The organism is Sphingobium cupriresistens (assembly GCF_004152865.1).
GTDB lineage: Bacteria > Pseudomonadota > Alphaproteobacteria > Sphingomonadales > Sphingomonadaceae > Sphingobium > Sphingobium cupriresistens.
Window position 1 is genome coordinate 22,378 of sequence record NZ_SEOO01000025.1, and the last position, 24,211, is coordinate 46,588.

Genomic DNA, 24,211 nt, shown 5'->3' on the forward strand with positions numbered 1-24,211 from the left:
GGAACCGCGCGGCACTCATCGCACGCTACTCGTGCAGACGAGGTCAGCGCCGCCCAGGCGCACGGTCTGCATCATCACCGCAGCCTCGGGGAAGTCGTCGAGACAGCCGCATCCCTGGACGAGTTCTTCGCCGTCGCCGACCGGGCAGACATTGCTGTCCTGGCACGCATGATAGACATAGTCCCAGCCAACGGGATCGGTCTGTTTCGAGCCGGTCACGCCATCGGGCGCGGCAGCCGTGTTCACCATTGCCTTGCGGGTTTTGCAGATCGGCTCGCAGGCATTGACGCTGCCGCGCTCGGGCAAGGCAAAATTGCGCGTCGTCAGGCTATAGCTCCCGTCGGCGCTTCGCACCCGGTCAGCGAGCAACGTCTCGGTCGAATGATCGATGATATAGGCACCACGCGAGAGATCCGGTTGCGCCGCCTGTCCCAGGTCCACCATGCACCGGTAGCCTCGCTCGCGCAGGAAGAAGTCGCGAGTGATCTGGGAGGAACAGGCGCCCGTTCCGAACAGTCGCGCCTGCGGCACGGGCGACAGGCCGGTATTGACGCCATTGCGAAAGCTGGTGACCCCGTCCACCACTTCATCCTGCAACCGACATGTATCGTTCGAGGCATAGGCGCCGCAGGTGTCGATGAGTTGCTCGCTCGTCTTGCATCCCGCGTCGACCTTCGCCTCAATCGACGCATAGGCTTCGCCTTCATCGGCGACCGCGACACGCAGCCAGATGTCGTGATCGCCCTGTGTCATCCGCGATGTGAGATCGAGGCCGGGATAGACGGTGAACGCCCCCTTCTTCTCGCATTTGCCAGGCGGCAATCCAGTCCCGGTCCAGCTTTGCGGACCCGATCCGATCAGTTCGCCATCGACCCGGATCTGGGCCCAGTCGTCAGCACCGAAGCGGGTCAGCAGCACCTGCTGAAGCCGATCGACCTCCTTGACCCGCAGCGTCATATGAAAATCGAAGATCGAGCAGGAACCACCCGAGAGGCTGTTGTCCGTAGGGGAGCCCATGACGAAGGTGACATTGCCGGCGCTCGAGGCATAGGTTGCATAGCCGCCCGAGACCCGATCGATGATCTTGTCCGCGGTGATTTCCTCCTGCGTGATCTGCCGGGTGATCGTGCAGCTTCGGCTCACTTCGGACGTGCCGGTCCCGGTCGAGGAAGCCGACAGCGCCCGGAACACGCTGCTCGCCTGGGCGGCGGCATAGGCATCGCCGGCAATGGCGTTCGGATTGGCCTTGTAAGCAGTGGCCCCGATCTGGGGTTGCGCCGCGCAGGCGGTCGTCTGTGCGCCGGTGTAGCGGATCACCGGCCCTTCGATGGCCGCCTGCGCGATACCGATCCGCGCATCGGCGCTGGTGAGCGCGCCGACGACCCCGCCGCCGAGGTCCTTGAGCACGGAGGCCATGTTGCCCCAGACCAGATTGCTGCCGCAGCTGTTGTTGACGCAGTAACAACCGGCGAGATCGGTCAGCTCGGCTTCGCTGAGCTTGAGCGATCCGGTGGCAGAGGTATCCCAGCGGAAGAAGCGGCAGGCATCCCAGGTACCGGGCGTACAGGAGATGATCCCGTTGGCGCAGATGCCCGAGGCAGGAACGGGAACGGTCAACGCTTCGTCGAAGCTGCCGTCGAGATCCTTATCGCGCGAGATGCTGAGCGTGCCGATATCGCCGGTCGCATTGGGCTGGGCGAGCAGTTCCAGCATTGTCGCGGTCTTCTGGCAGGCCAGGTTGGGCGTGAACGTCTTCGAGGAGTCGATCGTGGTAATCGGCTGCCCGGCAAGGCCCGGTGTCACGTAATTCTCGAGAATGGCATCGCTGTCCGCGCTTTTCTCACGCGCGGCAGCCGCAGCGCCACGAGCCCGGTCTTCCGCCGTCTGCGCGTGGGAAGGGATGGGCAGGCACAGCGCCGCGACAAGGGCGAGGGCAGGACGCCTCATGGCCGGATTTCGCTCGGTATGATCAGCCGCGATCCGCGACGCAACCGGAACAGAAGCACCCCGCCAGCGGGCGCGACGAGCTTGGCGCGGAACACGGCCTGTCCTTCAAAAACGGTCAGCGTGGCCACGACGACAGACGGCGAGGAGGGGCGCACCGCCTGTCCATCGTCTGTATTCACGGCCACGCCGACCGCCCGACCGGCGCCGCAGGGGGGATGCGACGCCGGTCTAACCGCATGGGGAAGACCCGGCGCAATGGAATGACGGGCAAGCCATCGGCTGTTCCCGGGCGATTCCATGCGGTCAGGGAATGACGGATCGATCATGGCGTCGAGACCCCGGCGCAGCAGATCGTCTTTTCGAACAGCATGAATTGGGCATTGTCCTTGCCCGGCGCATGCTTGGCACTGGTCCAGAGCGCGCCGGGACGACCGACATTGACGCACTGGCCGCCCTTGACCGGCTCCATCAGCTGGAACTTGTAGCGGCTCTTGGTCCAGACGGGCTGGGGAATGAAGGAACAGCCGTCCGCCGAACTGACGGTGAGCGCACCGAGCCGGCCCATCATGAAGACGCCGCGAGCGGCAAGGCCGGCCCAGGCCTCGACGCTGTCCCCGAAATGGATGTCGCCCGCGATCGGATAGGTCGCGCCCCAGCTGCCCATGCACCAGAAGAGGGGATCGACGACCTTGCCTGCGGCGGCCGCGGCGCTGTCAGCCATGCAGGCGAGCCCCGCCGCCGGATTGCCGAACAGGATCGCCTCGGGTTGGATGATCGCGCCCAGCGTCGCCGACTGCCAGGTCGGCAAAACCTCGGTGATCAGCGCCACATCGAAGCCATCATCCTCGATGCAGGGCAGGTCCGTGAACATGTCGAGCATCTTCCAGACCGGCGCGATGTAGTAGTGCATCTGCGCGAACATCTTGCGGGTGTTCGTGCCGTCGGCGAGGCTGCTCTGGCTTCCCTGCAGCTTGCCGCCGGTGGGCATGATGTCTGCGCCCAGCGCCATCATGCAGCCCGGCTCAGTCACCACATCGACCATCCGGTTGGGTGACCAGAAGCTGACCTTGACGCCAAACCAGAACGTCACGCCCTTGCGGCAGGCGCACAGCGGCTTGGACGCCGACTGGGCATCGAGCGCCTTGCCGAGCGGATCGCTGGGTCCGATCTTCACGCCGCCGATGGTGATCGGGAAAATGCAGTTCCAGCGCACCTTGGTGATCGGGTTGAAGACAGTGCCCGCCTCGCATTTGGAGGCATGAGCCGGAGCAGCGAGTGCCAGCGCGGCGAAACCGCAACCCAGCGCCAGCGGTCGGCGAAGGGACAATCCTTTCATCGCGCGGCCCTCCGGTCTGTGTTGCTCCTGTCGACCTCGGTCAGCACCAGTTTCTGCCCCGCCTGGCTGACGATCACCGGCGCGACCGTCAGGCCGAGCCGCGCCTTGACCCGCGCTTCGAGCAGAAACAGCGCCCGCCCATGGCGTTCGCCAAGGGTGATCGCGTCGGCATCGCCGGGACTGCCAGCCGCCAGCAGGATAAAGTCGGCCGGCCTCGCGGTCCGCAGCGCCCAGCCGAGGTCGCGTGGATGGATGACGATGAGCCGCTGCGGCAGCGACACATAGCTAAGCGGATTGAAGCTGTAGCCTTTGGCATACAGAAGCCTGCCGTCCTGCAGTCGTATATCCTGGTCGAGCGTGTAGAAGGGAACCACCGTGCGATTCCGGTCGGCGCGCGCGATCCCGAGCGTCGCCGCCTTCATCGCGGACCAGCGTTCGCGCGGACCGAAGGCGGCTTTCATGTCGGGAATCTGCGCTGCCCGGCCTTCGATCTCGCTTAGCGCATCGGGCTCGGCGATGGGCCAGGTGCGCCCGATCGTGCTCGTTTCCGCATGGAGCGACGATGCAATAAACATTCCGGCCGTCATTGTCAGCGCCGTGAAAACGCGAAGGAATGTGGGAGGCGGGGAAGGCCTGCACGTTGATCTAGCGGCCATGGCGCCGTCTCCAATATGGCTGGGAGCTCTCGCGATCCTCGCCGAGCGCGGCGCTGATCAGGGCGGCGGTGGCGATGACTGCGGTGATCGCGACGAGAAGGCGGAACAGTCCGGGCACCGCCGGCAATTGCCAGGCGATGAAGGACTGGACCAGCAGCAGCCCCTGGCTTCCGACGATCAGGCGGATCGGCCCTGGTGCCGGCGTCGAGGAGAAGATGCCGTTCATGGCCGCCTCCAGCGCCTGGCGAAGGCACGAACATGCCGGGCCAGCGCATCCCAGGGAACGAGGATGAGACCCGTCGAGCCCGCGCCCATGCCGGCGCAGATGCCGACGACGATCGCGCCCTGCAGCGGCGCCCGCAGGCTCCAGGCTGCCATGAACGCAAAGAAAGACGCGACAACCATGCTGGTAGTCACCAGGATCGTGTAGGTGACCCTCGCAAACCGCCGTTCCGCCTCGATCACGGTGACGATCGCATGCGCCACCGGAGCGATACCGAGCGCCTGATTGTTCAGGCTGCGCGCATAGGCGAGGAGCGCGTGGATATCGGCGCCCGCTTCGTAGGCAGTTTCGAAGCCCTCATCATGCTCCGGGCTCATCGTGCCCTCCACTGCGACAAGCGCGAGAAAAGCATCCCGCATGCGCCCGACAGGCCGATCAGCAGCATCCCGCTTGCAAAGCAGGCGGCCGCCACGATGAGGCCTGTGCGGACCGTCTGGAGCGGTGGCTGCTCCAGTGCGAGACCTGCGGCGATCACGAGACCGCCCATCATGCAGGTTTCGATCGCCACCAGGCGCAGCCGCCACTGGAACGCCGCTGCCTCGGCGCGCTTTGCGACGCGGGCCTCGATGATCGCCTCGATGGCGGGGTCCTGCTCCCAGTCGATCGCCAGCTGGTCGGGATGGGGTCTGGACTTGGGCATCATGCCGTCCTCCCGGACTGATAGACACGGCCGCCCAGCACCTCGACCGGATCGACACCGGCCAGTTCGCAAACCGCTTCCAATGGATTGCGGCCCGCGCGCACCAGCGCCTCGAAGGCGGCGACCTCGTTGGGCGCGGAGGTATTGATCCAGTAGCTGAAGGGGTCGACCACCAGGCGGGCGATGCCGAGCCCCAGGGGGCTGTCGATGAACACCTCGGAATAATTGGGCTTGGCGTTGCGGACCGATTTCAGCAGGTCGAGCACGAAGCCTGAATAATCGAGGATCTTGTTGTCGACCGCCTTGTCATAGGTGGAACCCTGCAGCAGGAACCGGGTCGCGGCATTTTCAAGGATCACCTGGCCCGTACCACCGAAGAGCAGCAGGTCGTTCATGCTCTGCAGGACGATGCCGAAGCTGCCCTGATATTTGCGCGCGCGGCGATAACCCTGACCGAACGCTTCGGCGAGACGCGAGAGATCCTGCCCGTCGCTGCGCGACATGAACTGCGCGGCTTCGTCGCAAAGGACGAAGCGGGGTTTGTCGCGGGCCGAGAGGTAGAGTTCCTGGGTGACGGCGTTCACGACCACCATCACGATCACATTGAAGAGGTCCGGGAGCGCCTTCAACCGTTCCAGTTCGAGCACCACGAATTCGTCGCGGGAGATGTCGAAGGTCGAGGGGCCGTTGAAGAAATGCCCGTACGCGCCCTGCGACCCGAAATCGCGCAGGTTGAACGCCAGTTCGCGCGCCACCGGCACGAGATGATCGACGCGGTCGAGATCGGAAACCGCATTGTCGGGATAGCGGCCCAGCCAGTCGCGAACCGCATCGATGCCGTCCTCGCCGCGGCCGCTATCGACGGTCCACTGCACCGCTGACTTGAGGAGGTTCCATTCCGACGTGCTGACCGGCTTGCGGGTGGAGGCATTGGCCATCTCGGCGACGATGGCGACGGCCATGGCGATCGCCGATTGCTTGTCCTCGCCGTCGAGCGCCAGCCCCATGTCGAAGGGATTGAGGACGAGACGTTCTTCGCCGATGTCGATGTAACGGCCGGAACAGAGCGTGCAGAGCTTGCGGTAGCTGCCGCCGATATCGATGATGCGGATGAGCGCGCCTTGCGCAAAATATTGCTGGCACAAATTGTTGAGCAGGAAGCTCTTCCCTGCGCCGCTTTCGGCCGAGACGATGAAATTGTAATTGTTGATCCGCGGATCGAAGAGGTCGAGGGTAATCAGTTGGCCCTTGCGCCCGACATAGAGCAGGGCAGGGCGCCCGCCGCCGCGAAAATCGGTCTGCACCGGCGCCATCAGGCAAGCGGCCTTCACCGGCATACGGAAGTCGCGTTCGAGCAGCTTCAAGGTGCGCTTTTCGGGGTAAAGACCGAAGGGCAGGCTGGCGGCGAGCAAAACGGGAAGCAGGTAGCTCTCCTCCTGCACCATGAAGGGCAGGGGTTCGGATTCCCACAGCCGCTTGGCCCGCGCCGCCATCTCGCGCGCCTGGGCGCTGTCGCGGCCGAACACCCACATTGTCGGGATCACCGAGACGAAGCGGCTGTTCGACGCTTCGTCCAGGATCCAGCCGATCTCCTCGATCTGCTTGCCGACCTCGACCGCGAAGCTGCCCGCCGCCTTCTGAGCCGAAAGGATCTGGGCACGCTTGTGGATCTCGAACTGCGAATGATCAAAGAGAACCGACAGACAGTAGAGGAACGGCCCGCCGATCTGGTCGCTGTCTTCGGCGCTCCCGCGCATGCCCCCAAGCAGCCGGTTCGCCCGCTCGGCGGTGATGCGGCGGGCAGGAGCCTTGGGCGTCAGGCAGCGCGCGACCTGGTTGCCGAGATAAACCTCGGATCCCTCGAAACAAAGATCAGGGCCTGCCTCGATGATCTGCCGCGCGATCGACGGCGCCGGCATGCCGCCCACGCTCTCGCTCAGGAACACACCCGGCGCAGGGGCGAAGACACCGTTGAAGATACGGCGGTAGAAGCTGACCAGTTTGTCCGGCGGCAGCCGCCGGATGCCCATCTTCGCCAGCTGCTCCTCGACCTGGCGGCGCAGGTCCGCGCCGAGCTTCACCCGCGTCTTGATAACAAGGAACAACCGAAAATCGCGCACTGGGATGCCGTGCAGCGCATCGAGACCTTTGGTTCCCGAACGCAGATATTCGGCTGTCCGCCGCGCAGAAGCCTGAACCAGCGGATCTGGCCGCACCTTGAGATCGAGATAGGCGTCGAGCGCCGGGTCGATCAGCGGATCGGCGAAGGTGATGAGCTGGAGAACCGTGCCTTCGGGGAAGTGAATGTTGAGAAGACCGAGCAAAGCCTGCTGGACATGGGCGAACATATAGGCCGAAGGGACCAGCTCCCAGGCCTGGCCCCACCCGTCGTCGATGCACAGGAAGGCTTCTTCCTCCTCGACCCAGGCGACCATCGGCAGGAAGTCCGAATAGGCATCGCGCGTAACGGCGGCGCGCAGGCGCTGATAGCTGAGGCTGTTGCGTCCGCTCATGGCCGGTTCTCCGGAACGAGGGTGAGTGGCATCTCCGGGGCCGGCACCTCGACGCTTCCTCCTGCGGGTTCGCGCACCGTCCGCAGCACCGGCAGGGCGGGCGTCCGGCCACCGGGCTCCACCAGATAGTCGCCGACCACCCAGGCCGGCCGGTCGATGATCGAATAGACATAGCGCGCCATGTAGAGCCGGTCGGGGCGCTGCTTGTCCGCATAGGGCAGGATCAATGTGCGTATCGTGCGCGAAGGGCGCAGCATGGGCGAGCCGGGGCCCTCGATCAGTGCGCCGACATTGCCTTGTCCGCTCTGGGGGGCAGCAACGCCTGTCGCGGTGGGCTTGTCGACCTTGCTGCCCGACGCGGGCGCCTTGGCTGTCTTGCGCTCCGCGAGCATCTTGCGATCATTGGTGACGGCAGGATCGGACTTGGACGTGCGACCGGCGAGAGCGTCGGCATAGGCCTGGTCGGGATGGATGCACTGGCCATGGTCGCTGTTCTTGCAGGAGAATTTCTCGCTGTAGGGCGACATCACCGAGCCCACCGTGGCGCAGCCCGAAAGCCCGAGCAGCGGCAAGGCGAACAACGCCAGCGCGCGTAGCGAAGTACGGCAAAACCGCAAACGGGCGTGTAGCTGGTATGGCATGGTGCCTCCTGTCGTGATGCGCATCAGAACTTCACTCCCGCGCCGGGTTTGATCTCGAGGGTTGCGCCTTCCTGGATCACCACGACCACGTCCTTGGCCGCGCCCACCTCGACGATGGGACCGGCCTGCCGGGCGAGGTCGAGATAGAAGTCGGTCAGCTTGTCTGAGGATTTGGCGAGGCCGCCGGCAATGCCGGTCTTCGCCGCGTCGCCGGCATCGAGCGTGCGCACCGTGCCCAGCGCTGATGTCGAGGTGTTGCCGAAGGTGCTTTCCACCGATTGCGAGATGCCGCTGATGGTCCCGGCGATGAAGGCGCGCGCCAGTGTGGCGCCGGCCCGCGTCACCACCTTGCCCGACAATCCCTTCTTGCCGTCAGTGTCGACGAAGAAGCCCTTGACCGGCTGATCGACCACGGAATGCTCGTCGAAATCAACGCACGACAGCGATACGAGCTGCACCTCGACCCGTTCCTTGGCGAGGCTGCCGGTGGCGTTGCCGACGACGAAGCAACCGGCCAGGTTCGCCTTCACTTCATTGGGGAGGACCGCAGGCGCCTGCACCCGGGCGATGATCGGCTCGGGGTTACTGGTCGCGTCCCGGCTCGCCAGCGCGTCGATCCCCGTCAGGAGCCGCGCCTTCATGAAACCAGGCGGCAAATAGATCGTCCGATTCTTTTTTTTGGACGAAGCCGATCCACCCGCTGCAGCCTGAGGCACGACCTGGCTTGTCGCCGATCCAATCGCACCGACCGTCTTCTCGACTGGCGGAGCGGGCGGCGCGGGCGGGGCGCTCGGTGCCGAGGGCGGCGCCGGGAGCTTGTCCGCATCTGCGCCGATGTCGCCGACGTCGGGCGGATAAGGCAGCGCGGGCACCTCGCCGCCTAGCGCTGGCGGCAGATCGCCATCGACGCCTCCAGATGACTTGCTACCTGGGGCTCCCGGGCCACGTGACCCGGGAACGACCTTGCCTTCCTCGATCGCGCTGACGCGATCGCCGAGCAGCTGCTGGCCGTCGAGAACCTTCTTCAGGTCACCGCGCAGCTTCACCTCGAGGCTATCGCCACGTAGCCCCGCGCCCATGTTGAGCGAGGATGCGGGATTGGCGGGCTTCGCCTCTTCCTTGCTGCCGGAGGCCATATAAAGGCCTATGCCCAGCGCGCCGACCGCCACGCCGACGGCGAGCTGGCGCGCGCGCAGTTTCTGCTTTGCGGAAAGTCCGGCCCAGAACCCCTGCCAGTCTAACAGGGCAACGGGGCGTCGCGGGTGGGTCTCGTTCTCTTCCAGAGCATTCTGTCCGGCGAGATGCGCCTGATAAGGCGACAGCGGCTCAGGGGCCTCCACAGGCCCATTGTCCTGCGTGCCACTCATTGCCCGGTCCCCCGGCGCACCACGACCAGCCGGGCGTTTTCCCCGGCGTTGAGCCGCAACCGGTCAAGGGTCACGGCGAAAATGCGGGAGCCGAGCGACGGATCGATCAATGACCGTTCGTCGAGCGTCACCGCTGCTGCGGCCCGGATGCGGTATTCCGAAGCCGAAAGGGCGGCGCCCTCTATGGCAACGCGGCGGCTTTCTGTGATCGAAACACCGGGCATCGCCGGTAACGCGATCGTTCCGCCGGCGGGCGCAACCTCGCTGAACGAGGCGGGAATGCGATCGTCCAGCAGCGCCATGGTGATCGAGACCGCGCGGTCTTCATCGGCGAGCGCGGCCATCAGTTCATTGTTGGCCTGGGCTCTTTGCCGGGCGCCCGGCATCAGCACCACCGTCTGTGCAGGGATCTCCGCCGGTTCCGCATAGAGCGGATAGGTGGCGCCGTTGCAGCTCACGAAGAATTCGGAAGGCTGGGTCACATAGCTGCGCGTGATCTGCCCCGCATCGTCGATCTCGTGCGCGAGGAACTTGATCCAGGCGTCCGCGCCGCCTTTCTCGACCGCGACGCCCTTCTCGGCGGAGAACTTGATATCCTCGATCTCGCCGCCCTCGCACACGACATGGTTGATGTCGCGATTGGACAGGCGGATCCGGCTCGTCTGGTCGGGCGGCGCTTGCACCGTCTGCGCCGCGGCCGGCATAGCCAGCAGCAAGGCGAAACCCGATATCGCGGTGCACGCGACGGCGCGGGGGGAAGTATAGTTTGCCCGGACTGCCAGGCGTGCAGGCATGGATTCCTGCTTCGAAATCCTATCAGCGTGTTTCGGCATCGAACTGCTCCTCGGAAAGACGGGTCAGCCAGAAGCGGCCATTGTCGATGGCGTAACCAATGCGCAAAATGCCCCGGAACTTGCGGATCACGCCGCCGATCACGCGTACCTTCTCGACCGGCACGACGATCTCGTGCGCGGTCCAGCGGACCGGCTGATCGTTTCGGATATAGGTGGCAATCGACAGCGTCGAATTATTTGCCAGTTCGTCGAGAATGGTATTGAGGCTGTCGCGCATCCCGCCATAGGCAGAAGGGTGCACGAGCCCGAGCAGTTCCTGGAATTGGCGATCAGCCGAATAGGCCGACCAGGTTCCCGAGAGCGCGACGATGTTCCGCGTCATCGCGACGATATAGGCCTCGGACGGTTTGTTCCCCGAGACGTGGAGATCGCCGGTGGAGCCGAAGGGCACGATGATGGTCCGGGCGTTCTGGTTGGTCGTGTAGATCACTGCCCCCAGAACCGCGGTCACACCGAACATGCCCGCGATGGCGACCTTCAGCAGCCGGTTTTCCTCGAACAGGTTCGCAGAGCCCTGGAGGTAGCGATGGATGCCGAAGCTTGCCGGTTTGCCCAGCAATACGTCCTCGCCCGGTGGCTTGCGCGTGAAGATGCCCATGGCGCCTACTCGAAGAAGCGGGTCTGTGTCGGACCCGGATAATGAGGGAAGGAAACCAGACCCCAGCGCCACGCGAGATGGGCGAGATAGCCCCGGGGCTTGGTCCGCTTCCACGGGATGAAAAGGAGAAGGGCGGCGATGAGCGCCCAACCGACAAGTCCGCCTACGATCGCGGCCACGAACACGCTCGAGGTCGCGAGCAGGAACTCGTCCGATCCGAACCACAGGATCTGGACCGGCCGATGCAGATATTGCGGAAGGCGTTCGTCCACTTGCCCTTCTCCTCCTGCTTCATGACACCTGAAAAGGTGCCGGTTTCCGGGAGCCGACCATTCGGCTCCCAGCACTTTGCCGGTGCGGGAGGCGGCCGACCAAACGGTCGGGCCGCAGCCGCGCCCGGCGTCTCAGACGACCATCCCGAAGGTCTGGAGAATGGAGTCCGCCTTGATGAGGCAGACCGCCGCCACGATTGTCGGGATGCCGATCATGATGTTCGAGAAGAGGCGCGAGACGCCGAACAGGAAGGCAGCGACGCCGCCCACAAAGCCCATCGGACCCTTCACGCCCTGGTTCACGACGATATCGTAAATATCGTAGCCAAGATCGCCCTGGGCGGGCGCCGAGAAGGCATGGGCCGGGCCGCCCACCAGGGCCATCACGCCCAAAGGGAGACCGAGATTGGCCACCGCCAGGGCCTTGTTGCTCAATGTACGCATCATAGCTTTGCTCCGAAGATAGAGCCGTCCAACCCAAGCCTGCCGGCATCGAAGAGAAAATCGGTGTCGGCCGGGGCGTCGGTGGACGGCTCCCTGAGCCCGCCGCCGCCGGCATCTTGGTCCATCCGCCCGCCCGCGATCAGGCGGGACCGGATGCCCTCCGAAAAGAAATCGTCTGCGCCGCGACAGCGCACTTCCGGTCAGTGCCGCGCAGCGGGTACTGTCTTCGCCAGTGCGGGCTTCGCATGCCGGTCGAGGAACGCCTCGAGCTCGGCCTGCTGGAAACCCGAAATGAGCTTGCCATCGGCGATCAGGGTCGGTGTGCCCGAGACGCCCACTTTCGCGACCAGTTCCGCGTCTTCCGCGACCTTGTCATGCCCCGCGGCGCATTGGCGCAGCAGCGGCGGGGTCTGGCCCGAATAGGCTGCCTGGAACGCTGCCTCGCGATCGGGTGAGCACAGGATATGCTCTGCCTTGGCAGCCGCCGTCGGGTGGATGCCGCTCACGAAGAAGATGAGGCGCCTGACCGGTTTGCCCTCGGCTGCCTTGGCCTTCCAGAAGCGATCGAGCGCCTGGCAATAGGGGCAGTCGGGATCGGTGAACTCGATCACTGTCGGCGCGTCCGCGGGGCCGATAGCCAGAGCCTTGGCGGGGTCGATGGCCTTGAGGCGCTGGGCTGCGCCCTGTTCCTGGGCCAGAGCGGTCAGATTGACCCCATTGCGGTCGTAGACTGTGGCGAACAGCAGATGTTCGCTCCGCGGGGCAAAATAGATGATCTTGCCGCCCGCTATGGCCTGATAGATCGGTCCTTCGACCGGGGCGGCGGCGAAATCCTCGAAATGCAGGTTGGTAAAGGTCTGTTGTAGCTTGACCTGGGCTTCCGCAGCGGCGTCGCGAAGCGACGCTGCTGCCTGCATGCGGGAGGCAAGCTCGAGCTCTTGGGGCGGTGCGCCTTGCGCTGCCGCGCCATGGAGAGGCATAATGCCCGTTACGAGAGCGACGAGTATTGCCGCGGAACTGGAACGCGTTCTGGTCATGACCGCTAGTCTCCCTGAGTGGGGATGAGACGGACACCGGGCTGCCGATCGTTCGGAAATTCTCGCCCTTGCTGCCGTCTCGACACGGACTTGAGTGGCGGAACATCCTTTCTCTGCACAAGGGATGAGGAATCTCAGTTCCGGTTTAAGGCACTTCAGTTCCGGTTATCGGAAAATCACTTCCGCAAACCGGAAGTATATTTCCGATTTCATCTTTTGTTCCTTGCCCCGGAATCGCTCGCGTCACGCGGAATCGGTAGACTCGCAGGCATATCGACCGCGAAAGAATCGCCGCCTGCCTCGGGAGAACGACTATGGGGAGTCAGCAGTCCAGGGCGTACAAGCTTCAATTGTCCGACGAGGGCATTCATCTCTTCCTGCAGTGCCATTGCCGGCTATGCCATCTCGCCGGGGATTTTCTGCCTTATGGAACGACACTGTACATTGCCGTCGATCTTCTCCATCGATGTGCGGCGGACGATCTCATCGCGGAATTGCTCGACCCGAAGTTGGATCGCCTTGGCGGACGCAAGGTCCGGCATGTCGGCACATCCAACACTCTCTCGCGCCTCGTCGATGACATTGTTCAAACCGCAGGCCGGTCGGAGGCCGTCCATCCGTTGCCCCAGGTCTGGCGACTCTACTTGTCCGCCCTCGTTCACATGCAGACGACCGAAGACATCAAGGTCATTCAATGTTTTCGCGAGATGCCTCTCAAGACCGGACGGCCTTCCCACCGCTCCCCATGATAGTTGCACACGCGGGACCAATTTTTGCCGTGGTTCGCAATTGGTCCCACACATGCAACATTCAGCATGTTGACGAGCGGTTTTATTTACAACAGATTGCTGCGCATAGGCGATGTGACTTGGACTTTTGAGCCGCTGCCAGGGAGACCTGCAGATGACGCTTCAAAGTCCCCAAGCGATCGATGGCGACATATTCTCATCGATCAAGGAGCTTTCGGGAAAGCTCGTTGAACGGTGGCGGCGCAGAGACCGAATTTCTCAACGCAGCCTCGGAAAATCTGTCGGCCGCACTGAACGCTGGATCCGCGAGCTCGAGGGCGGGGCCGGCACGGCCTCCCTTGAGGACCATATCCGCTGCGCGCATGCGCTGCGCAGAACTTCGTCTCACCTGTTCATTTTCCTTCTTGCAGTGGAGCAAAAGATGGCCGTCCCTCACGAACTGCTTCTCCTGGACGACCTGTGGGAACTGGAGCGCGACATTGTTGACGTCGTGAGCCGTCACCAGGCAGCGGCTGTCGCTCGGCTCGCTTCAAGGGGTGGCCCTGCTGTCATACGCCCAGCGTGATGAACGGCGCAGTCCGGCATGTCTCCCGAGCCCGTCCTGGCCGAAAGGGCCTACCTCCTTCTTAAGGCCGATATCATGGCCGGGCGGTTTGCCTCGGGCGGAATCCTCAACGAGAGGGCGCTGGCCGCTGAATATGGCGTATCCGTGTCACCCCTGCGGGACGCCGCGCAGCGCTTGGTAGGGGAGCATATGCTCGAGATTGCTTTTGGCGGCGGCTATCGCTTGCCGGTGATGTCACCCGACGCCTTGCGCGATCTCTACCGGTGGCACGGTCACCTGATACGCCTCATACTCAAGGCAAGCCGTCCGGCCGCTGCCTTCGAAGCACAGTCCTATGCCGAGACGGAAGCGGATGGGCGCGCACTTGCGACGGCGGCGACGAACTTGTTTCTGGCGATCGCGCAGGCCTGCGACGATCATGAACATAGCAGGGCGCTTCGATCGGCGACGGAACGACTCCACATCGCCCGCCTAGGAGAAGCTCGGGTGTTGCGAAACCTCGAAGAAGAGCTCCGGGCGGTCGGGATCGCGACCATTTCCGGTCGAGGTCCCGACCGATTTGAGGTTCTTTGGGCCTATCACCGGCGACGAATTCGTCGCGTAGGCAGGATATGGGAAGCCATCTCATCATAGCTACGGCAAATGAAATCAGATGGTTACATGGTACCATCGCTGCCGAAATTGGCTTCCGTAAGGGGCGGTACCAGTTAGTCGCGCGCTCGCAACCTTATAAGATCGCTTATCATGCATTGCCTGATTTACCCTCGTGGAGCTGCAACTGGGCAGCAAGTCCATGAAGGAGGTAAGTATGGAACGCGAAGACCATCTTGACGCTACTCTGCTCGATCTCGGCTCTGTGGCCGACGAAACCCGGGGGGGCGGTGTGATCGGCCTCGATCAACAAGGGTTCGAACGCGAGCAGACCGGCTTGGCGGACGACTGAAGAAAACTGCGCGCGAGGCGTGCGCGTTTCGCGCGCAGTTCATTCGCTGGGACAGACAATATGAATCTAGCACTTCGGGACCATTTGGCTTTTTGCATCGGCGAGGAACGGGCGGTGTTCCTCGATACCGAGAAATGGCGATATTTCGCTCTTTCTGAAAAATTGGATGAGATTTTCCGCCAATGGGCTACGGGCGCTGTCGAAGCCCTATCGATCTCCGAAACGGACCTATTGGTTCGTGCCGGCGTAATGGTGCAGCTGGATTCTGGATGTCACCAGCCAGAGCGACTTCATGGTACCGTGAGCAGCGTGCTATATCCGCAGGAAGATTTCCAGCAGGACAGTCACCGGTCGGCATCCAAAATTGCAGTTGTACGAGTTGCAATTCAACAAGCATGGTGCTGGTGGCTGGTCCGGCGGCATAAAATATCGAACTTTCATCTTGCCCAACGCTCTAACCATGAATGTAGAACTGACCTCCTGTCGGATCGAAATGCTGAAATCCTGTCCGATCTTGTCCTGGCGTTTGATAGAACCGACAGTCTTTTTGGGAATCACGATCGTTGCTTGGTCAGGTCAATGGCCTTCACGGCTTTATGCCGTCAGCGCGGAATCGAAGTGATGCTCATTTTAGGCGTGCGCGACCTTCCTTTCGCCGCGCATGCATGGGTTCAGCACCGACGGTTGGTAGTGAATGATACCCTCGAAAGGGTTCGCCTCTTCACGCCGATACTGGTGATGTGATGAGATTGGAATATATACTCTTGGTCCAGCCTAACGGGGGACTTGCGGTCGAGGACATCGACGAAATTTCGCGCAAAGCCGCTCTTGAGGTGATAGCCCGTACTGATCGGCTTGCCATCCTGGCGAATGATCGTGAGGCTTGCGTTCCCTTGCCCCACTGTGACGGCTTCGTCCTCGGTACGCTTTTTCGACAAGGAACCCAATCGCCGCTAACCAGAATGCCGGACCTCATGGGCGGGGAGGGCTCGTCATACTCCGTTGGAGAGCGTCTACTGAAGGGCTATTGGGGAGGTTACATCGCTGCCTGGCTCGATGGTCAAGGCGAAGTGCATATATTGCGAGATCCGTCCGGAGCGGTCTCCGCCTATTTCCGACAAAACAAAGGCTCGATCATGGTCTCATCGGACCTGAAGTTGTTGGTGAAGTGCGGGCTCTTGAAGCCATCGGTCGACTGGCATGTAGTGGCAGATATGCTCTTTGCGCATCAGCTGGGGTCTAGTGCGACGGCGATTTGCGGACTGGAGCAGATTATGCCGGGTTCAGAAACAGTGACAATCGGAGCGGCGGTCCGGAAGCTGCAACTTTGGTCTCCGCAGTCGTTCGTGGATTCATGCGATCCAGCATCATCAGAGGAGAACGCACGGGAGCTGGAAAGCGTCGTGAAATCCACTATCGCTGCATGGTCATCAGTTCATTCACAGCCGCTACTGGGAGTTTCGGGTGGTCTGGATTCCTCGATAGTCGCGGCCTCTCTTGTTGCTGCAGGTTCCCGACCCAAATGCTTTACGCTGATCACGGACGATCCCGGCGGCAATGAAAGTGAATATGCCAGGCTGGTGACCGATCATTTTCGGCTTGATCTCGATACATGCGAATATCGGCTTGCCGATGTCGACCTGGATCGTTCAGTAGCGTTGGACGTTCCCGTCCCCAGCGGGAAGATACATGAAGCCGCTTATAACGCGGTTGTGAGGCGCTCTGCCCAGGCAACCGGAGCCAGGGCATTTTTCACCGGTGTCGGGGGGGATAACGTCTTCTATTTGACCCATTCCGCCAGGCCCGTCGTTGATCGGTACATGCGATACGGCCTGTCAAACGGACTTCTCCAAACATTGCGCGACGTGAGCCGCGTCACCGGAGCGAGTTACGGACAAGTCACAATGGAAGCTCTCCGCGTCTATCGAGCACGAAGTAGACGGTGGATGTGGCGCACGGTTCCCACATTCCTCCATGCAGACGTGCTTGCGCAGCGGCAAGGCCGACGCTTCGAGCACCCCTGGATGTCTGGCTGGCATGATATTCCGCCCGGCAAACAGGGGCATATCGTCAAACTTCTGCGAGCCGGTAATCACCTCGAGCATCGCGACAAGATGTTGAATGTCCCTGTCATCAATCCGCTTCTGTCACAGCCGGTCCTGGAAATGTGTCTGCGATTTCCAACATGGCAATCCGTTACCGGCGGTATCGATCGTTCCATCGCCCGACGTGCTTTCTCTAACGATCTTCCGCGCTCAATCTTGCAGCGCCGTGAGAAAGGCGGTCCCGATGGATTTACTGTGAAAATTATCCGAAAACAGCGGCCGGCGATCACCGAGCGTCTTCTTGACGGCATTCTGGTATCGCGCTCCATTTTGGACAGGCGCGAGCTGGAACGCACATTGTCAAACGACGATGTTTTTCGCCCCGACATTGCTCCCCGGATAATGACGTTGCTCGATGCCGAGGCCTGGGCACGCTATTGGACCACCTTGGCCTGATGTCTCAATGTCCCGCGATCTCTTATCGAATTTTGCCAGGGGAAGGGACGCGACGCTTTCAAGCGAAGAGCCTCCCAGTTTAACGCTTCCTGGCGCTGCAAGGGATCGGACGGCAGCATGCCATTGAGCCAAAACTCAAACCAGGCAATGTTGCGTTTGTACATCGCAAGGCGGTGAGCCGGCTGCCATTTTACGTGAAATTCGTCGGGAAAGATGAACATGTCGACGGGCGTTCCAGCTTGCGCCAACGCCGTAAAGCTTTCGACCGCGCCGAGGAACTCGCCGTCCGCTACTTGGAAAAGCAACGGCACCTTCACGCGCTCGGCATTTTGGGTGAAAGATATTGCTTTCCAATAGGGATGCGATGCCTCCAGCAGGCTAGGCCAGCCCGCACGATGATAACGATCAGCGACAAGAGGCCCAAGCAATCCATCCTGTGCCGGCTCCCAGCAACAGCCTCCAAGCGATGCGGCGGCGAACATCGAGCTATTCACGGTGGCAAATTGTACGGTGGTCGATCCATCACTCAGGCCAGTTATCCCAACCCGCTGAGCATCGACCAAGCCACGCGCAATCAGTATATTCGTTATCGTCTCGATTTCGGCCAATTGTGCCTTGCGGCCAATAAAGTCCTTGGTGAATGCTGCAAGTTCCTTTTCGGGCGTAGCGCGTTGTCCGACAATTGCCTCATATTCCAGATTTTCGACGCTTAGAATCATAAAGCCCCGGTTCGCAAATGCCTGAATTGGCACCTCGTCCCCGGTTCCACCTCTGAGAAAGCCTCGTGTCCGATACTGGGTAATGATCAGCGGATAGCTTTTGCCTGCCTGATAGCCGACCGGATATACCAGATCTCCATAGCAGGCTATTCCCGTGTCCGTCCTCCAGTGAAGGCGTTCGACTTTGCCCATGGCCAAAGTTTGGAATATAGGATTCGGATCGAACACAAGTGTTTGCTTGCGCGTCGCCACATTCAGGCGGACAATATGCCTTGGATTCAAGGCGCTTTCTCTGAGACAGATGAGGTCGTTGACTAGCGAATGACACTCAACGAGAAGATCGCTTGTCGAGTAAAGCAGCCGCGGGCTGCGTGCTCCCGGGCGCCATTCATATATCGAGGTAAGACTGTCGGACCATCCTTCCCGCCGCGTAAAGCGTAGATGCGTGCCTGCAGCGTTCCAGAACAGCGACGACCTGGAATCGAGCTTGCATGCGTCGACATCGCAAATAAATTGTCTTCCATTATGTGCCCGAGCGACAAGCTGCAATGTCGCATAGCTTGTAGAGCGATGTATAATCTCGCCCCAGGCGACGTTGCCGTTGCCGGTTACCGTAGTCATGATGTTTGGATGGCCGTTGCCAATTTCTTCGAATAGTGAAATTTCTACACTTGATGCGGATTTTTCCATCCCCGTGGCAATATCGACCCTGAAATATTCCGCAGGGGCGCTATCGGGTGTTTGCGGTCTTGCGCTGCGAATGGGATAAGCCCGGTTATCGAGGCGCCACCCTCGATTCTGTCCTTCCCGCGTTATGGCAGCCTCCACGTCGAGGAGTTGCCGCCTTGTTTTATAGACCAGCGATTGCCCGTCATTGGTCAGGCGGAAATCCTCAACGTCAGATGGACTATGCGTCACGGCCGAACCGCCGATTCCGCCAATCTCCGCCCGCCAGACCTGGATGGATCCTTTCGTTCGCTTCAGATAGGCTATCCATCTGTTGTCCGGCGACCATCGTGGCATGACTACTGTCGGAACCCCTGAGGGTACGCCTGCCCACCCATAACTTTTGACTTTGTGAAGTATCAGAGTGCCTCCGACATCGATGACACGGGCGCCGCCGCCTCCTGTCGGCATGATGGCCATTCCTAGACAATAGGTGTTAGAAACCGGGTCGGCTTGCCGAAGCTGAAAAGCAATCCATTTGCCGTCCGGTGACAGCGAGAGCATATCGCTCCTCTTGTCGGCCGACGCGATCGGCCCAATGTCACGAAGCCGGGTGAGATCATCGACGGTTACGCTGCGCCTCACAGATGTCTCCCGCGACGATGGCAGAAGTTCCGTGCAGGTCGCCGCGTTTGCCTTCTCCAGGGGAAGCGGGAGAAGGCTGGTGGTGATGGCTACAAGTGCCATCACCCCATGGAGTAAAGCCGCCGCCACCTCACCATTCCTTGGAGAGCGTGAAGCTTACCGCGCGACCGGTCGTGGGATAATTCGTGGAGTCGAAACGCAAGCCGATAGGGTTGGTTGTACGGATGTATGATGGCTTTTCATTCAGCAGATTCTGGATCGCGATGGTCCAGACAAGGTTGGCAAGTATTCCGTGTTCGACCGATGTACGTATCCTGGCGATTGCGTCGAAAGAAGCAAATGGCTTGACACGCACCGTTGGTGCCAGTCGGTTATCGACAGTGCCTCCGATATAGGATCCGATACCTGTCAATGTGATACCATTTTGCTCCCAACTCAGATTGAGGCGGCCTCGCCAGTGAGGTGGATTGAAAATGATTCCTGACAGGGGCTGTGAGGGAAGGGATTGTGTGACCTGACGCTCACTGTCGAGGTAACTCGCGGTCGCATTTGCGGTGATCTGACCCTCGGTAGGCGTTCCACGTTGATATCGTGCTGAAAAGTCAACCCCTTGCGCATTCTCGATCGAGACATTTTGCAGTTGATTATACACGATCGCTGAAACCGCATTCGGGTCGAACGAACCGATAGTCAGATTCGTGAAGGCACCGCTCAGGCCCGCAATCGCCTCGAGAACCTGTTGTTCTGTAGGATTGACCTGTACGAAATTGCTATTGATCGCCTGAAAGGCGCCACCGACTGAAATAATAGGCTCGGTAACGCGGTCGCGATATTTTATGCTGAAATAATTTATGTGAAGATCAAGGCCTTCGGCAAATCTTGGCGTGTATTTTCCCGAGATTGACCATGTAGTAGCCCTTTCTGGCTTGAGGTCGACATTCCCGCCATAGAGATAAAGAACGGGTAACATGCTTGCCGGTGCCGGTGTAAACGTGGTGGCAGCGACCAACTGCGCGTTCGATGTCTGTCCTGTCTGATAAAGGGTTGGAGCCTTGAAAGATTTTCCCCAACTTACTGCTAGTTCGGCACCATCTAAAGGCGAGTAAAGAAGGCCGAGCTTTGGGGTGAAGATGCGATCGATATGCTTGTGATCTTCATATCGGACTGCCGCCTGCAGTTCCAGCTTTTCGACACCAGGAAAATTGTTATCTCGGGCAAGTACGGGGAGAAACAGCTCTGCATAGCCGAAGAGCACTTTCCGGCTCTGCTGGAATACGTTGACCGGTGTCTCAAGGCCGTTCCGATATCGCCGCATATCGACGCTCAATCCGGTGGCTCTGTAACCGCCGCCAATTGCGAGCCGTACCTCCCCGCCGGGTAGGGCAAACAAGGGGCCTTCTGCGCCTATCTCTCCGCTCTTGAGGTCATTGATATAGTTTGGGCGGACCACGGTCGTTTCTACGCCGGCTGCGTGGGCATGGGTAACGAGTTTGCTGTCGCTCTTGCTATACGTTCCCGCGAAGCGCGCATTCCACCGGTTGTCCAGTGTCAGATTCAACGCCGGTGAAACCGAGAAGCTCTCTACATCGACGGCAACGATATTTCCCTGATATCCGCAATCTGCCGTAGCCGTCGTTGGCGTACATTGTGAGGTACTCCGTCGTAGATAATGCCCGTCAAGTTCGATCGAAAAATTGTCTGACAGACTCTGATAGCCCGCGCCTACAATGCTGAATTGTTTGAGAGGCTGAATGAGCGTGGCCGTCCGATATTGATTGTTGGTATAAGATCTTTGACCCGCCGTTATTCCCGTTGACCGTTGAAAATCACTAGCCAGCATGACGCCGCCGCTTTGCCATTGGTGTCCTCCGACGACGTCATACTGCTGAGTAACGGCCCCGCCGCTCGTTGCAGCACCGAGCCGAGCTGAGGTGAAGAGACCATCATATGCACGGCGAAGGATTACGTTGGCTACGCCGCCTATGGCGTCTGATCCATATAGCGCTGATGCACCGTCGGTCACGATATCGATCCGCTCGATTGCCACGAGAGGAATGGCTGAAATGTCGACACCTTGGGACACGGCGTCGAACGCGACACGATGGCCATTGAATAACGTCAAAGTAGCATCCGGTCCAAGTCCTCTTAAATTAATAGCGGAAGACCCGCTTGTATTGAACGAGTCGCCTTGGCCCGTTCCCGCAACGGTCGGGTTTTGTCCGCCGCTATAATTCTGCGGCAGATCCCGGATGACCTCTCCGAGATTGTTTTGGCCGGATCTTTGGGCTTCGTCCTTCGAGATTGAGACAACCGGAGAAATGGCAGCCCCGCCACGAATTCGTGACCCGGTGACGACAATATTCTCACCTGAGGTCAGCGCGTCATCTGATGCCGCTGAAAATCGCCGCCGAATGAGGATGGTCCCGTCGCGTTCCACTGCTGTCAATCGGGTGCCTCTGAGTACCGTCTCGACCGCTTCAAGCGCGGTATAGATCCCGTTGAGCGGTGGAGCTTGCCGCCCCTTAACCGCCTCGGGGCGAAAAATGATTTCACGACGGCTGGAACGCCCGATCGCGCGTAACGCGCCGTCAAGGTCCTGCCGCTCGAGATTCCATTCCTGCTTTTGACCCGGTGCACCCAGCAAGGGAGCCGGCATGCTCGCCAGTGCAAGCGCAAATACCGAACCGACCGCCCACCGTCCAAACTCGTTCATCGTTGCCCCCGATTTCAATCCGGTTTCGTTCGAGACCGGTTCCATTGGGGGCAACGACGAGCAAAGAGAGCCGATTATGATGGCGGGCGACAATTTCCTTTCGGATGGGCAGGGCACCGTCGGGCCAGGGCAATCGAGTTAGGCCCACTAATGACTGCCAGCCCCAGTACGTCCCCCAGATTGCGTGCCAGTCGCGCGCTGTCTGTGATACGGAAATGTCCCGAGACCCGAACATCATCTATATCCGGTGTTGTTCCCACCAGGGGAATGTCAGCATAGCGATTGGCCTCCGCGAACAGGTCTCCCAGACGAACATTCCTATATTCCTTCAATCCGTCAGGCCAATCACTGTCATTGGCCTGTGCCTTGACGACCTCGAGGGCAAGGGGTGTCGGAGCATCGCGCAGTTCGACCTGCTGACCTGGAGAGAGCCGAACCGTCGCCGGTGCACGCTCGGTTGTGGGGGTGTCTGTCGTGACGTCAACGGCTCCTCTCACTAATCGCACGACAATATGATTGTCCGGCAGGAGATTGACGTCAAAGATCGTCCCCCGTGCTGTCACTGTTCCGCGGCCGGCATGAACCGCAAAGGGGCGCCGCTCGTGAGCTACGGTGAAACGGGCGCGCCCGCGCAGCAAGTGAAGGCTTCTGCGCTCAGCGTCAAAATCCACCAGCACCAGGCTATTCGTATCGAGCGCGATGACAGAACCGTCATTGAGACGAAACGAACGGATTTCGCCGATGGCCGTAGCAATCTTTAGTTGGGCAGGGCGATCGGATGCGCCAGGCGCCGAGCCTATGGCAAGCGACGGGTGTTTAATATCATCACTCGGCGAACCTGCAGCCCATTGCGCAACAAGGGCAACGGCTCCGAGCATCGCCAGTATAAGCACCGCGCGTTTTTTCGTCTTGGACCGTGACAGGCTCTGCCGGATATCGTCGCCGGGCGCGGCGTCGGAAGGGAGGGCGTCGTCCTCTGGTGGGTCCTTCAAACGCTTTCCGATGCTGTAGGCTTCGGCAATGCGGTTATAGGCGGCGCGGTGCAGCGCGCCGCGTGCCAGCCAAGCTTCGAATTCCTTGCGTCTGGTTTCTGCCTCCTCCGGGTTTCGCATGATAGCGAACCAGTCGGCGGCCTCTTCCCTGAGTTGTCCATGCCGACGCGGCGGATCTGTGTCTTCCATCATTCCTGTTCCAGAGCTGCGTCGATATGGGCAAGCGCGCGGGCGACATGATATTGCACAGTAGGGATTGAAATTCCCATGCTTTCCGCGATCTCCCGGTAGGTCAGTTCATCCACCCGGTGAGCCAGGAATATCGCTCGCGTCCGTTGAGGTAGCTCCTCCAGGGCGCGCCTGTAAATCCGCATCACGTCTTCGGCCTCGATGCATGCGGTCTGATCCGGCGCGACTGCGACGTCGAAGTCCTCGCTAATCGGTACATGAAACGCCAGGAGCCGGGTCTCGAGGCGCTTGTACCGATCCAGCAGAAGATTTCGAGCGATGCGCTGGAGATAGGCTGCCGGTCGTGGAAGGCTATTCCTGGCCATGCAGCCGACCAGGCGGACAAAAGATTCCTGAACAAGATCGACGGCGTCATCCCGCGAGCGTAGGCGGCTTTGAAAATATCGCTGCAGCCGCGGCGCTTCGGCTTCGTAGATCTTTTGCACGTCCGCCATCCCGGCACTTGGGCTTTTCTGAGCGACATCGTCTTTCAGGCCTTCTGGCCGCTTGAAATTCTCGGACGACATGAAATCACGGTTCCTCACGACGTGGCAGTGCCGTCCTTGCTAGTGCAAGGGAGAAGCGGTGTGAGGTGAGCCGAGTTGTCGCTCAACGAGGCAACCGGCGCTCGACCCGTATGTCGAGCTTCGAGATACCTGACAGGATAATCCTACGGGCGGCTGCCAGATTCCAGCCCGCATTGGTATTATGCCGTGAGAGCAGGACTCAATCAAGCTGCCGGTATTCTTGTCCTATCGGTACATCTCCATCTCTAGCTTGGATGCTCGGCATGACGCGATAAAATGTCTGAGGTTTTGAGTAGGATCCAATCGTTCGTAGGCATGAGAATTATCCGGCATCACAGGCCGCTTCCAACACAAGCGATGCACCTTCACCGCGCC

General features: G+C 60.8%; 25 protein-coding genes. 6 read left to right on the top strand and 19 right to left on the bottom strand.

Annotated features, from left to right (window positions below; all coding sequences use genetic code 11):
- Positions 1–15 precede the first annotated feature (15 nt).
- From EWH12_RS14890 to EWH12_RS14960, 15 genes are all read right to left on the bottom strand, one after another.
- Positions 16–1,947, bottom strand: coding sequence for a hypothetical protein (locus EWH12_RS14890; protein ID WP_129927045.1), 1,932 nt, complete (start codon positions 1,945–1,947; stop codon positions 16–18).
- Entirely contained in the window at positions 1,944–2,132 is a 189-nt protein-coding gene (locus EWH12_RS22680) for a hypothetical protein (RefSeq protein WP_242496075.1), read from the bottom strand. The genes EWH12_RS14890 and EWH12_RS22680 overlap by 4 nt, the downstream gene beginning before the upstream one ends.
- Positions 2,133–2,269: 137 nt before the next feature.
- A complete protein-coding gene (locus tag EWH12_RS14900; protein WP_129927046.1) occupies positions 2,270–3,283 on the bottom strand; it encodes a TraU family protein in 1,014 nt (337 codons plus the stop codon).
- On the bottom strand, positions 3,280–3,870 hold the full coding sequence (locus EWH12_RS14905; protein ID WP_129927047.1) for a conjugal transfer protein TraW: 591 nt from the start codon (positions 3,868–3,870) through the stop codon (positions 3,280–3,282). The genes EWH12_RS14900 and EWH12_RS14905 overlap by 4 nt, the downstream gene beginning before the upstream one ends.
- A 58-nt stretch (positions 3,871–3,928) precedes the next feature.
- On the bottom strand, positions 3,929–4,165 hold the full coding sequence (locus tag EWH12_RS14910) for a hypothetical protein (RefSeq protein ID WP_129927048.1): 237 nt from the start codon (positions 4,163–4,165) through the stop codon (positions 3,929–3,931).
- Positions 4,162–4,539 carry a hypothetical protein gene (locus tag EWH12_RS14915; RefSeq protein WP_129927049.1) on the bottom strand — a complete coding sequence of 126 codons (378 nt, stop codon included), beginning with the start codon at positions 4,537–4,539 and terminating at the stop codon, positions 4,162–4,164. Before EWH12_RS14915 ends, EWH12_RS14910 begins: the two co-directional genes overlap by 4 nt.
- Positions 4,536–4,865, bottom strand: coding sequence for a hypothetical protein (locus tag EWH12_RS14920; protein WP_129927050.1), 330 nt, complete (start codon positions 4,863–4,865; stop codon positions 4,536–4,538). The genes EWH12_RS14915 and EWH12_RS14920 overlap by 4 nt, the downstream gene beginning before the upstream one ends.
- On the bottom strand, positions 4,862–7,375 hold the full coding sequence (locus tag EWH12_RS14925; RefSeq protein ID WP_129927051.1) for a TraC family protein: 2,514 nt from the start codon (positions 7,373–7,375) through the stop codon (positions 4,862–4,864). The genes EWH12_RS14920 and EWH12_RS14925 overlap by 4 nt, the downstream gene beginning before the upstream one ends.
- On the bottom strand, positions 7,372–8,016 hold the full coding sequence (gene traV / locus EWH12_RS14930) for a type IV conjugative transfer system lipoprotein TraV (RefSeq protein ID WP_129927052.1): 645 nt from the start codon (positions 8,014–8,016) through the stop codon (positions 7,372–7,374). Before traV ends, EWH12_RS14925 begins: the two co-directional genes overlap by 4 nt.
- A gap of 23 nt (positions 8,017–8,039) precedes the next feature.
- The gene (locus EWH12_RS14935; RefSeq protein ID WP_129927053.1) at positions 8,040–9,383 is read right to left on the bottom strand and encodes a TraB/VirB10 family protein; all 1,344 of its coding nucleotides are present in this window, start codon (positions 9,381–9,383) and stop codon (positions 8,040–8,042) included.
- Positions 9,380–10,087: a type-F conjugative transfer system secretin TraK gene (locus EWH12_RS14940; RefSeq protein WP_242496079.1), complete on the bottom strand. Its 708-nt coding sequence runs from the start codon at positions 10,085–10,087 to the stop codon at positions 9,380–9,382. Before EWH12_RS14940 ends, EWH12_RS14935 begins: the two co-directional genes overlap by 4 nt.
- Positions 10,088–10,199: 112 nt before the next feature.
- Complete coding sequence (locus tag EWH12_RS14945; RefSeq protein WP_129927055.1) at positions 10,200–10,835, bottom strand: TraE/TraK family type IV conjugative transfer system protein; 636 nt, start codon at positions 10,833–10,835, stop codon at positions 10,200–10,202.
- A gap of 5 nt (positions 10,836–10,840) precedes the next feature.
- Positions 10,841–11,107, bottom strand: coding sequence for a type IV conjugative transfer system protein TraL (locus tag EWH12_RS14950; RefSeq protein WP_014076300.1), 267 nt, complete (start codon positions 11,105–11,107; stop codon positions 10,841–10,843).
- A 132-nt stretch (positions 11,108–11,239) separates the two neighbouring features.
- Complete coding sequence (locus EWH12_RS14955) at positions 11,240–11,554, bottom strand: hypothetical protein (protein WP_093021038.1); 315 nt, start codon at positions 11,552–11,554, stop codon at positions 11,240–11,242.
- Between the two features lie 197 nt (positions 11,555–11,751).
- Positions 11,752–12,531 carry a DsbC family protein gene (locus EWH12_RS14960; protein ID WP_422917737.1) on the bottom strand — a complete coding sequence of 260 codons (780 nt, stop codon included), beginning with the start codon at positions 12,529–12,531 and terminating at the stop codon, positions 11,752–11,754.
- A 407-nt stretch (positions 12,532–12,938) separates the two neighbouring features.
- Between EWH12_RS14960 and EWH12_RS22270 the strand changes: the two genes are divergently transcribed.
- The 6 genes from EWH12_RS22270 (at position 12,939) to EWH12_RS14985 (ending at position 17,346) form a co-directional block, all read left to right on the top strand.
- On the top strand, positions 12,939–13,337 hold the full coding sequence (locus EWH12_RS22270; RefSeq protein WP_165363637.1) for a hypothetical protein: 399 nt from the start codon (positions 12,939–12,941) through the stop codon (positions 13,335–13,337).
- A gap of 154 nt (positions 13,338–13,491) precedes the next feature.
- A complete protein-coding gene (locus EWH12_RS14970; RefSeq protein WP_129927057.1) occupies positions 13,492–13,902 on the top strand; it encodes a helix-turn-helix domain-containing protein in 411 nt (136 codons plus the stop codon).
- A gap of 18 nt (positions 13,903–13,920) precedes the next feature.
- Positions 13,921–14,535: a GntR family transcriptional regulator gene (locus EWH12_RS14975; protein WP_129927058.1), complete on the top strand. Its 615-nt coding sequence runs from the start codon at positions 13,921–13,923 to the stop codon at positions 14,533–14,535.
- Positions 14,536–14,710: 175 nt separating this feature from the next.
- Positions 14,711–14,845 carry a hypothetical protein gene (locus tag EWH12_RS22920; protein WP_277986031.1) on the top strand — a complete coding sequence of 45 codons (135 nt, stop codon included), beginning with the start codon at positions 14,711–14,713 and terminating at the stop codon, positions 14,843–14,845.
- 60 nt (positions 14,846–14,905) lie between these two features.
- On the top strand, positions 14,906–15,589 hold the full coding sequence (locus EWH12_RS14980) for a lasso peptide biosynthesis B2 protein (RefSeq protein ID WP_129927059.1): 684 nt from the start codon (positions 14,906–14,908) through the stop codon (positions 15,587–15,589).
- A gap of 20 nt (positions 15,590–15,609) precedes the next feature.
- A complete protein-coding gene (locus EWH12_RS14985) occupies positions 15,610–17,346 on the top strand; it encodes an asparagine synthase-related protein (RefSeq protein WP_207212412.1) in 1,737 nt (578 codons plus the stop codon).
- Here EWH12_RS14985 and EWH12_RS14990 read toward each other — a convergent pair.
- From EWH12_RS14990 to EWH12_RS15005, 4 genes are all read right to left on the bottom strand, one after another.
- Entirely contained in the window at positions 17,325–19,505 is a 2,181-nt protein-coding gene (locus tag EWH12_RS14990) for an Atxe2 family lasso peptide isopeptidase (RefSeq protein WP_207212413.1), read from the bottom strand. The two genes, EWH12_RS14985 and EWH12_RS14990, sit on opposite strands and share 22 nt — an antisense overlap.
- Position 19,506: 1 nt before the next feature.
- Positions 19,507–22,089, bottom strand: coding sequence for a TonB-dependent receptor (locus EWH12_RS14995; RefSeq protein ID WP_165363639.1), 2,583 nt, complete (start codon positions 22,087–22,089; stop codon positions 19,507–19,509).
- Between the two features lie 74 nt (positions 22,090–22,163).
- Positions 22,164–23,273: a FecR family protein gene (locus tag EWH12_RS15000; protein WP_129927063.1), complete on the bottom strand. Its 1,110-nt coding sequence runs from the start codon at positions 23,271–23,273 to the stop codon at positions 22,164–22,166.
- Entirely contained in the window at positions 23,270–23,836 is a 567-nt protein-coding gene (locus EWH12_RS15005; protein WP_242496076.1) for an RNA polymerase sigma factor, read from the bottom strand. The genes EWH12_RS15000 and EWH12_RS15005 overlap by 4 nt, the downstream gene beginning before the upstream one ends.
- Positions 23,837–24,211 lie beyond the last annotated feature (375 nt).

Bases quoted from the DNA above. Each gene is read 5' to 3' on its own strand.
- EWH12_RS14980 (WP_129927059.1), top strand. From the start codon at position 14,906: ATGAATCTAGCACTTCGGGACCATTTGGCTTTTTGCATCGGCGAGGAA.
- EWH12_RS14940 (WP_242496079.1), bottom strand. From the start codon at position 10,087: ATGCCGGCCGCGGCGCAGACGGTGCAAGCGCCGCCCGACCAGACGAGC.
- EWH12_RS14910 (WP_129927048.1), bottom strand. From the start codon at position 4,165: ATGAACGGCATCTTCTCCTCGACGCCGGCACCAGGGCCGATCCGCCTG.
- EWH12_RS14970 (WP_129927057.1), top strand. From the start codon at position 13,492: ATGACGCTTCAAAGTCCCCAAGCGATCGATGGCGACATATTCTCATCG.
- EWH12_RS15005 (WP_242496076.1), bottom strand. From the start codon at position 23,836: ATGTCGTCCGAGAATTTCAAGCGGCCAGAAGGCCTGAAAGACGATGTC.
- EWH12_RS14935 (WP_129927053.1), bottom strand. From the start codon at position 9,383: ATGAGTGGCACGCAGGACAATGGGCCTGTGGAGGCCCCTGAGCCGCTG.
- EWH12_RS14925 (WP_129927051.1), bottom strand. From the start codon at position 7,375: ATGAGCGGACGCAACAGCCTCAGCTATCAGCGCCTGCGCGCCGCCGTT.
- traV (WP_129927052.1), bottom strand. From the start codon at position 8,016: ATGCCATACCAGCTACACGCCCGTTTGCGGTTTTGCCGTACTTCGCTA.
- EWH12_RS22920 (WP_277986031.1), top strand. From the start codon at position 14,711: ATGGAACGCGAAGACCATCTTGACGCTACTCTGCTCGATCTCGGCTCT.
- EWH12_RS14945 (WP_129927055.1), bottom strand. From the start codon at position 10,835: ATGGGCATCTTCACGCGCAAGCCACCGGGCGAGGACGTATTGCTGGGC.
- EWH12_RS14995 (WP_165363639.1), bottom strand. From the start codon at position 22,089: ATGAACGAGTTTGGACGGTGGGCGGTCGGTTCGGTATTTGCGCTTGCA.
- EWH12_RS14920 (WP_129927050.1), bottom strand. From the start codon at position 4,865: ATGATGCCCAAGTCCAGACCCCATCCCGACCAGCTGGCGATCGACTGG.
- EWH12_RS14890 (WP_129927045.1), bottom strand. From the start codon at position 1,947: ATGAGGCGTCCTGCCCTCGCCCTTGTCGCGGCGCTGTGCCTGCCCATC.
- EWH12_RS15000 (WP_129927063.1), bottom strand. From the start codon at position 23,273: ATGATGGAAGACACAGATCCGCCGCGTCGGCATGGACAACTCAGGGAA.
- EWH12_RS14955 (WP_093021038.1), bottom strand. From the start codon at position 11,554: ATGATGCGTACATTGAGCAACAAGGCCCTGGCGGTGGCCAATCTCGGT.
- EWH12_RS14905 (WP_129927047.1), bottom strand. From the start codon at position 3,870: ATGACGGCCGGAATGTTTATTGCATCGTCGCTCCATGCGGAAACGAGC.
- EWH12_RS14960 (WP_422917737.1), bottom strand. From the start codon at position 12,531: ATGCCTCTCCATGGCGCGGCAGCGCAAGGCGCACCGCCCCAAGAGCTC.
- EWH12_RS14915 (WP_129927049.1), bottom strand. From the start codon at position 4,539: ATGAGCCCGGAGCATGATGAGGGCTTCGAAACTGCCTACGAAGCGGGC.
- EWH12_RS14900 (WP_129927046.1), bottom strand. From the start codon at position 3,283: ATGAAAGGATTGTCCCTTCGCCGACCGCTGGCGCTGGGTTGCGGTTTC.
- EWH12_RS14975 (WP_129927058.1), top strand. From the start codon at position 13,921: ATGTCTCCCGAGCCCGTCCTGGCCGAAAGGGCCTACCTCCTTCTTAAG.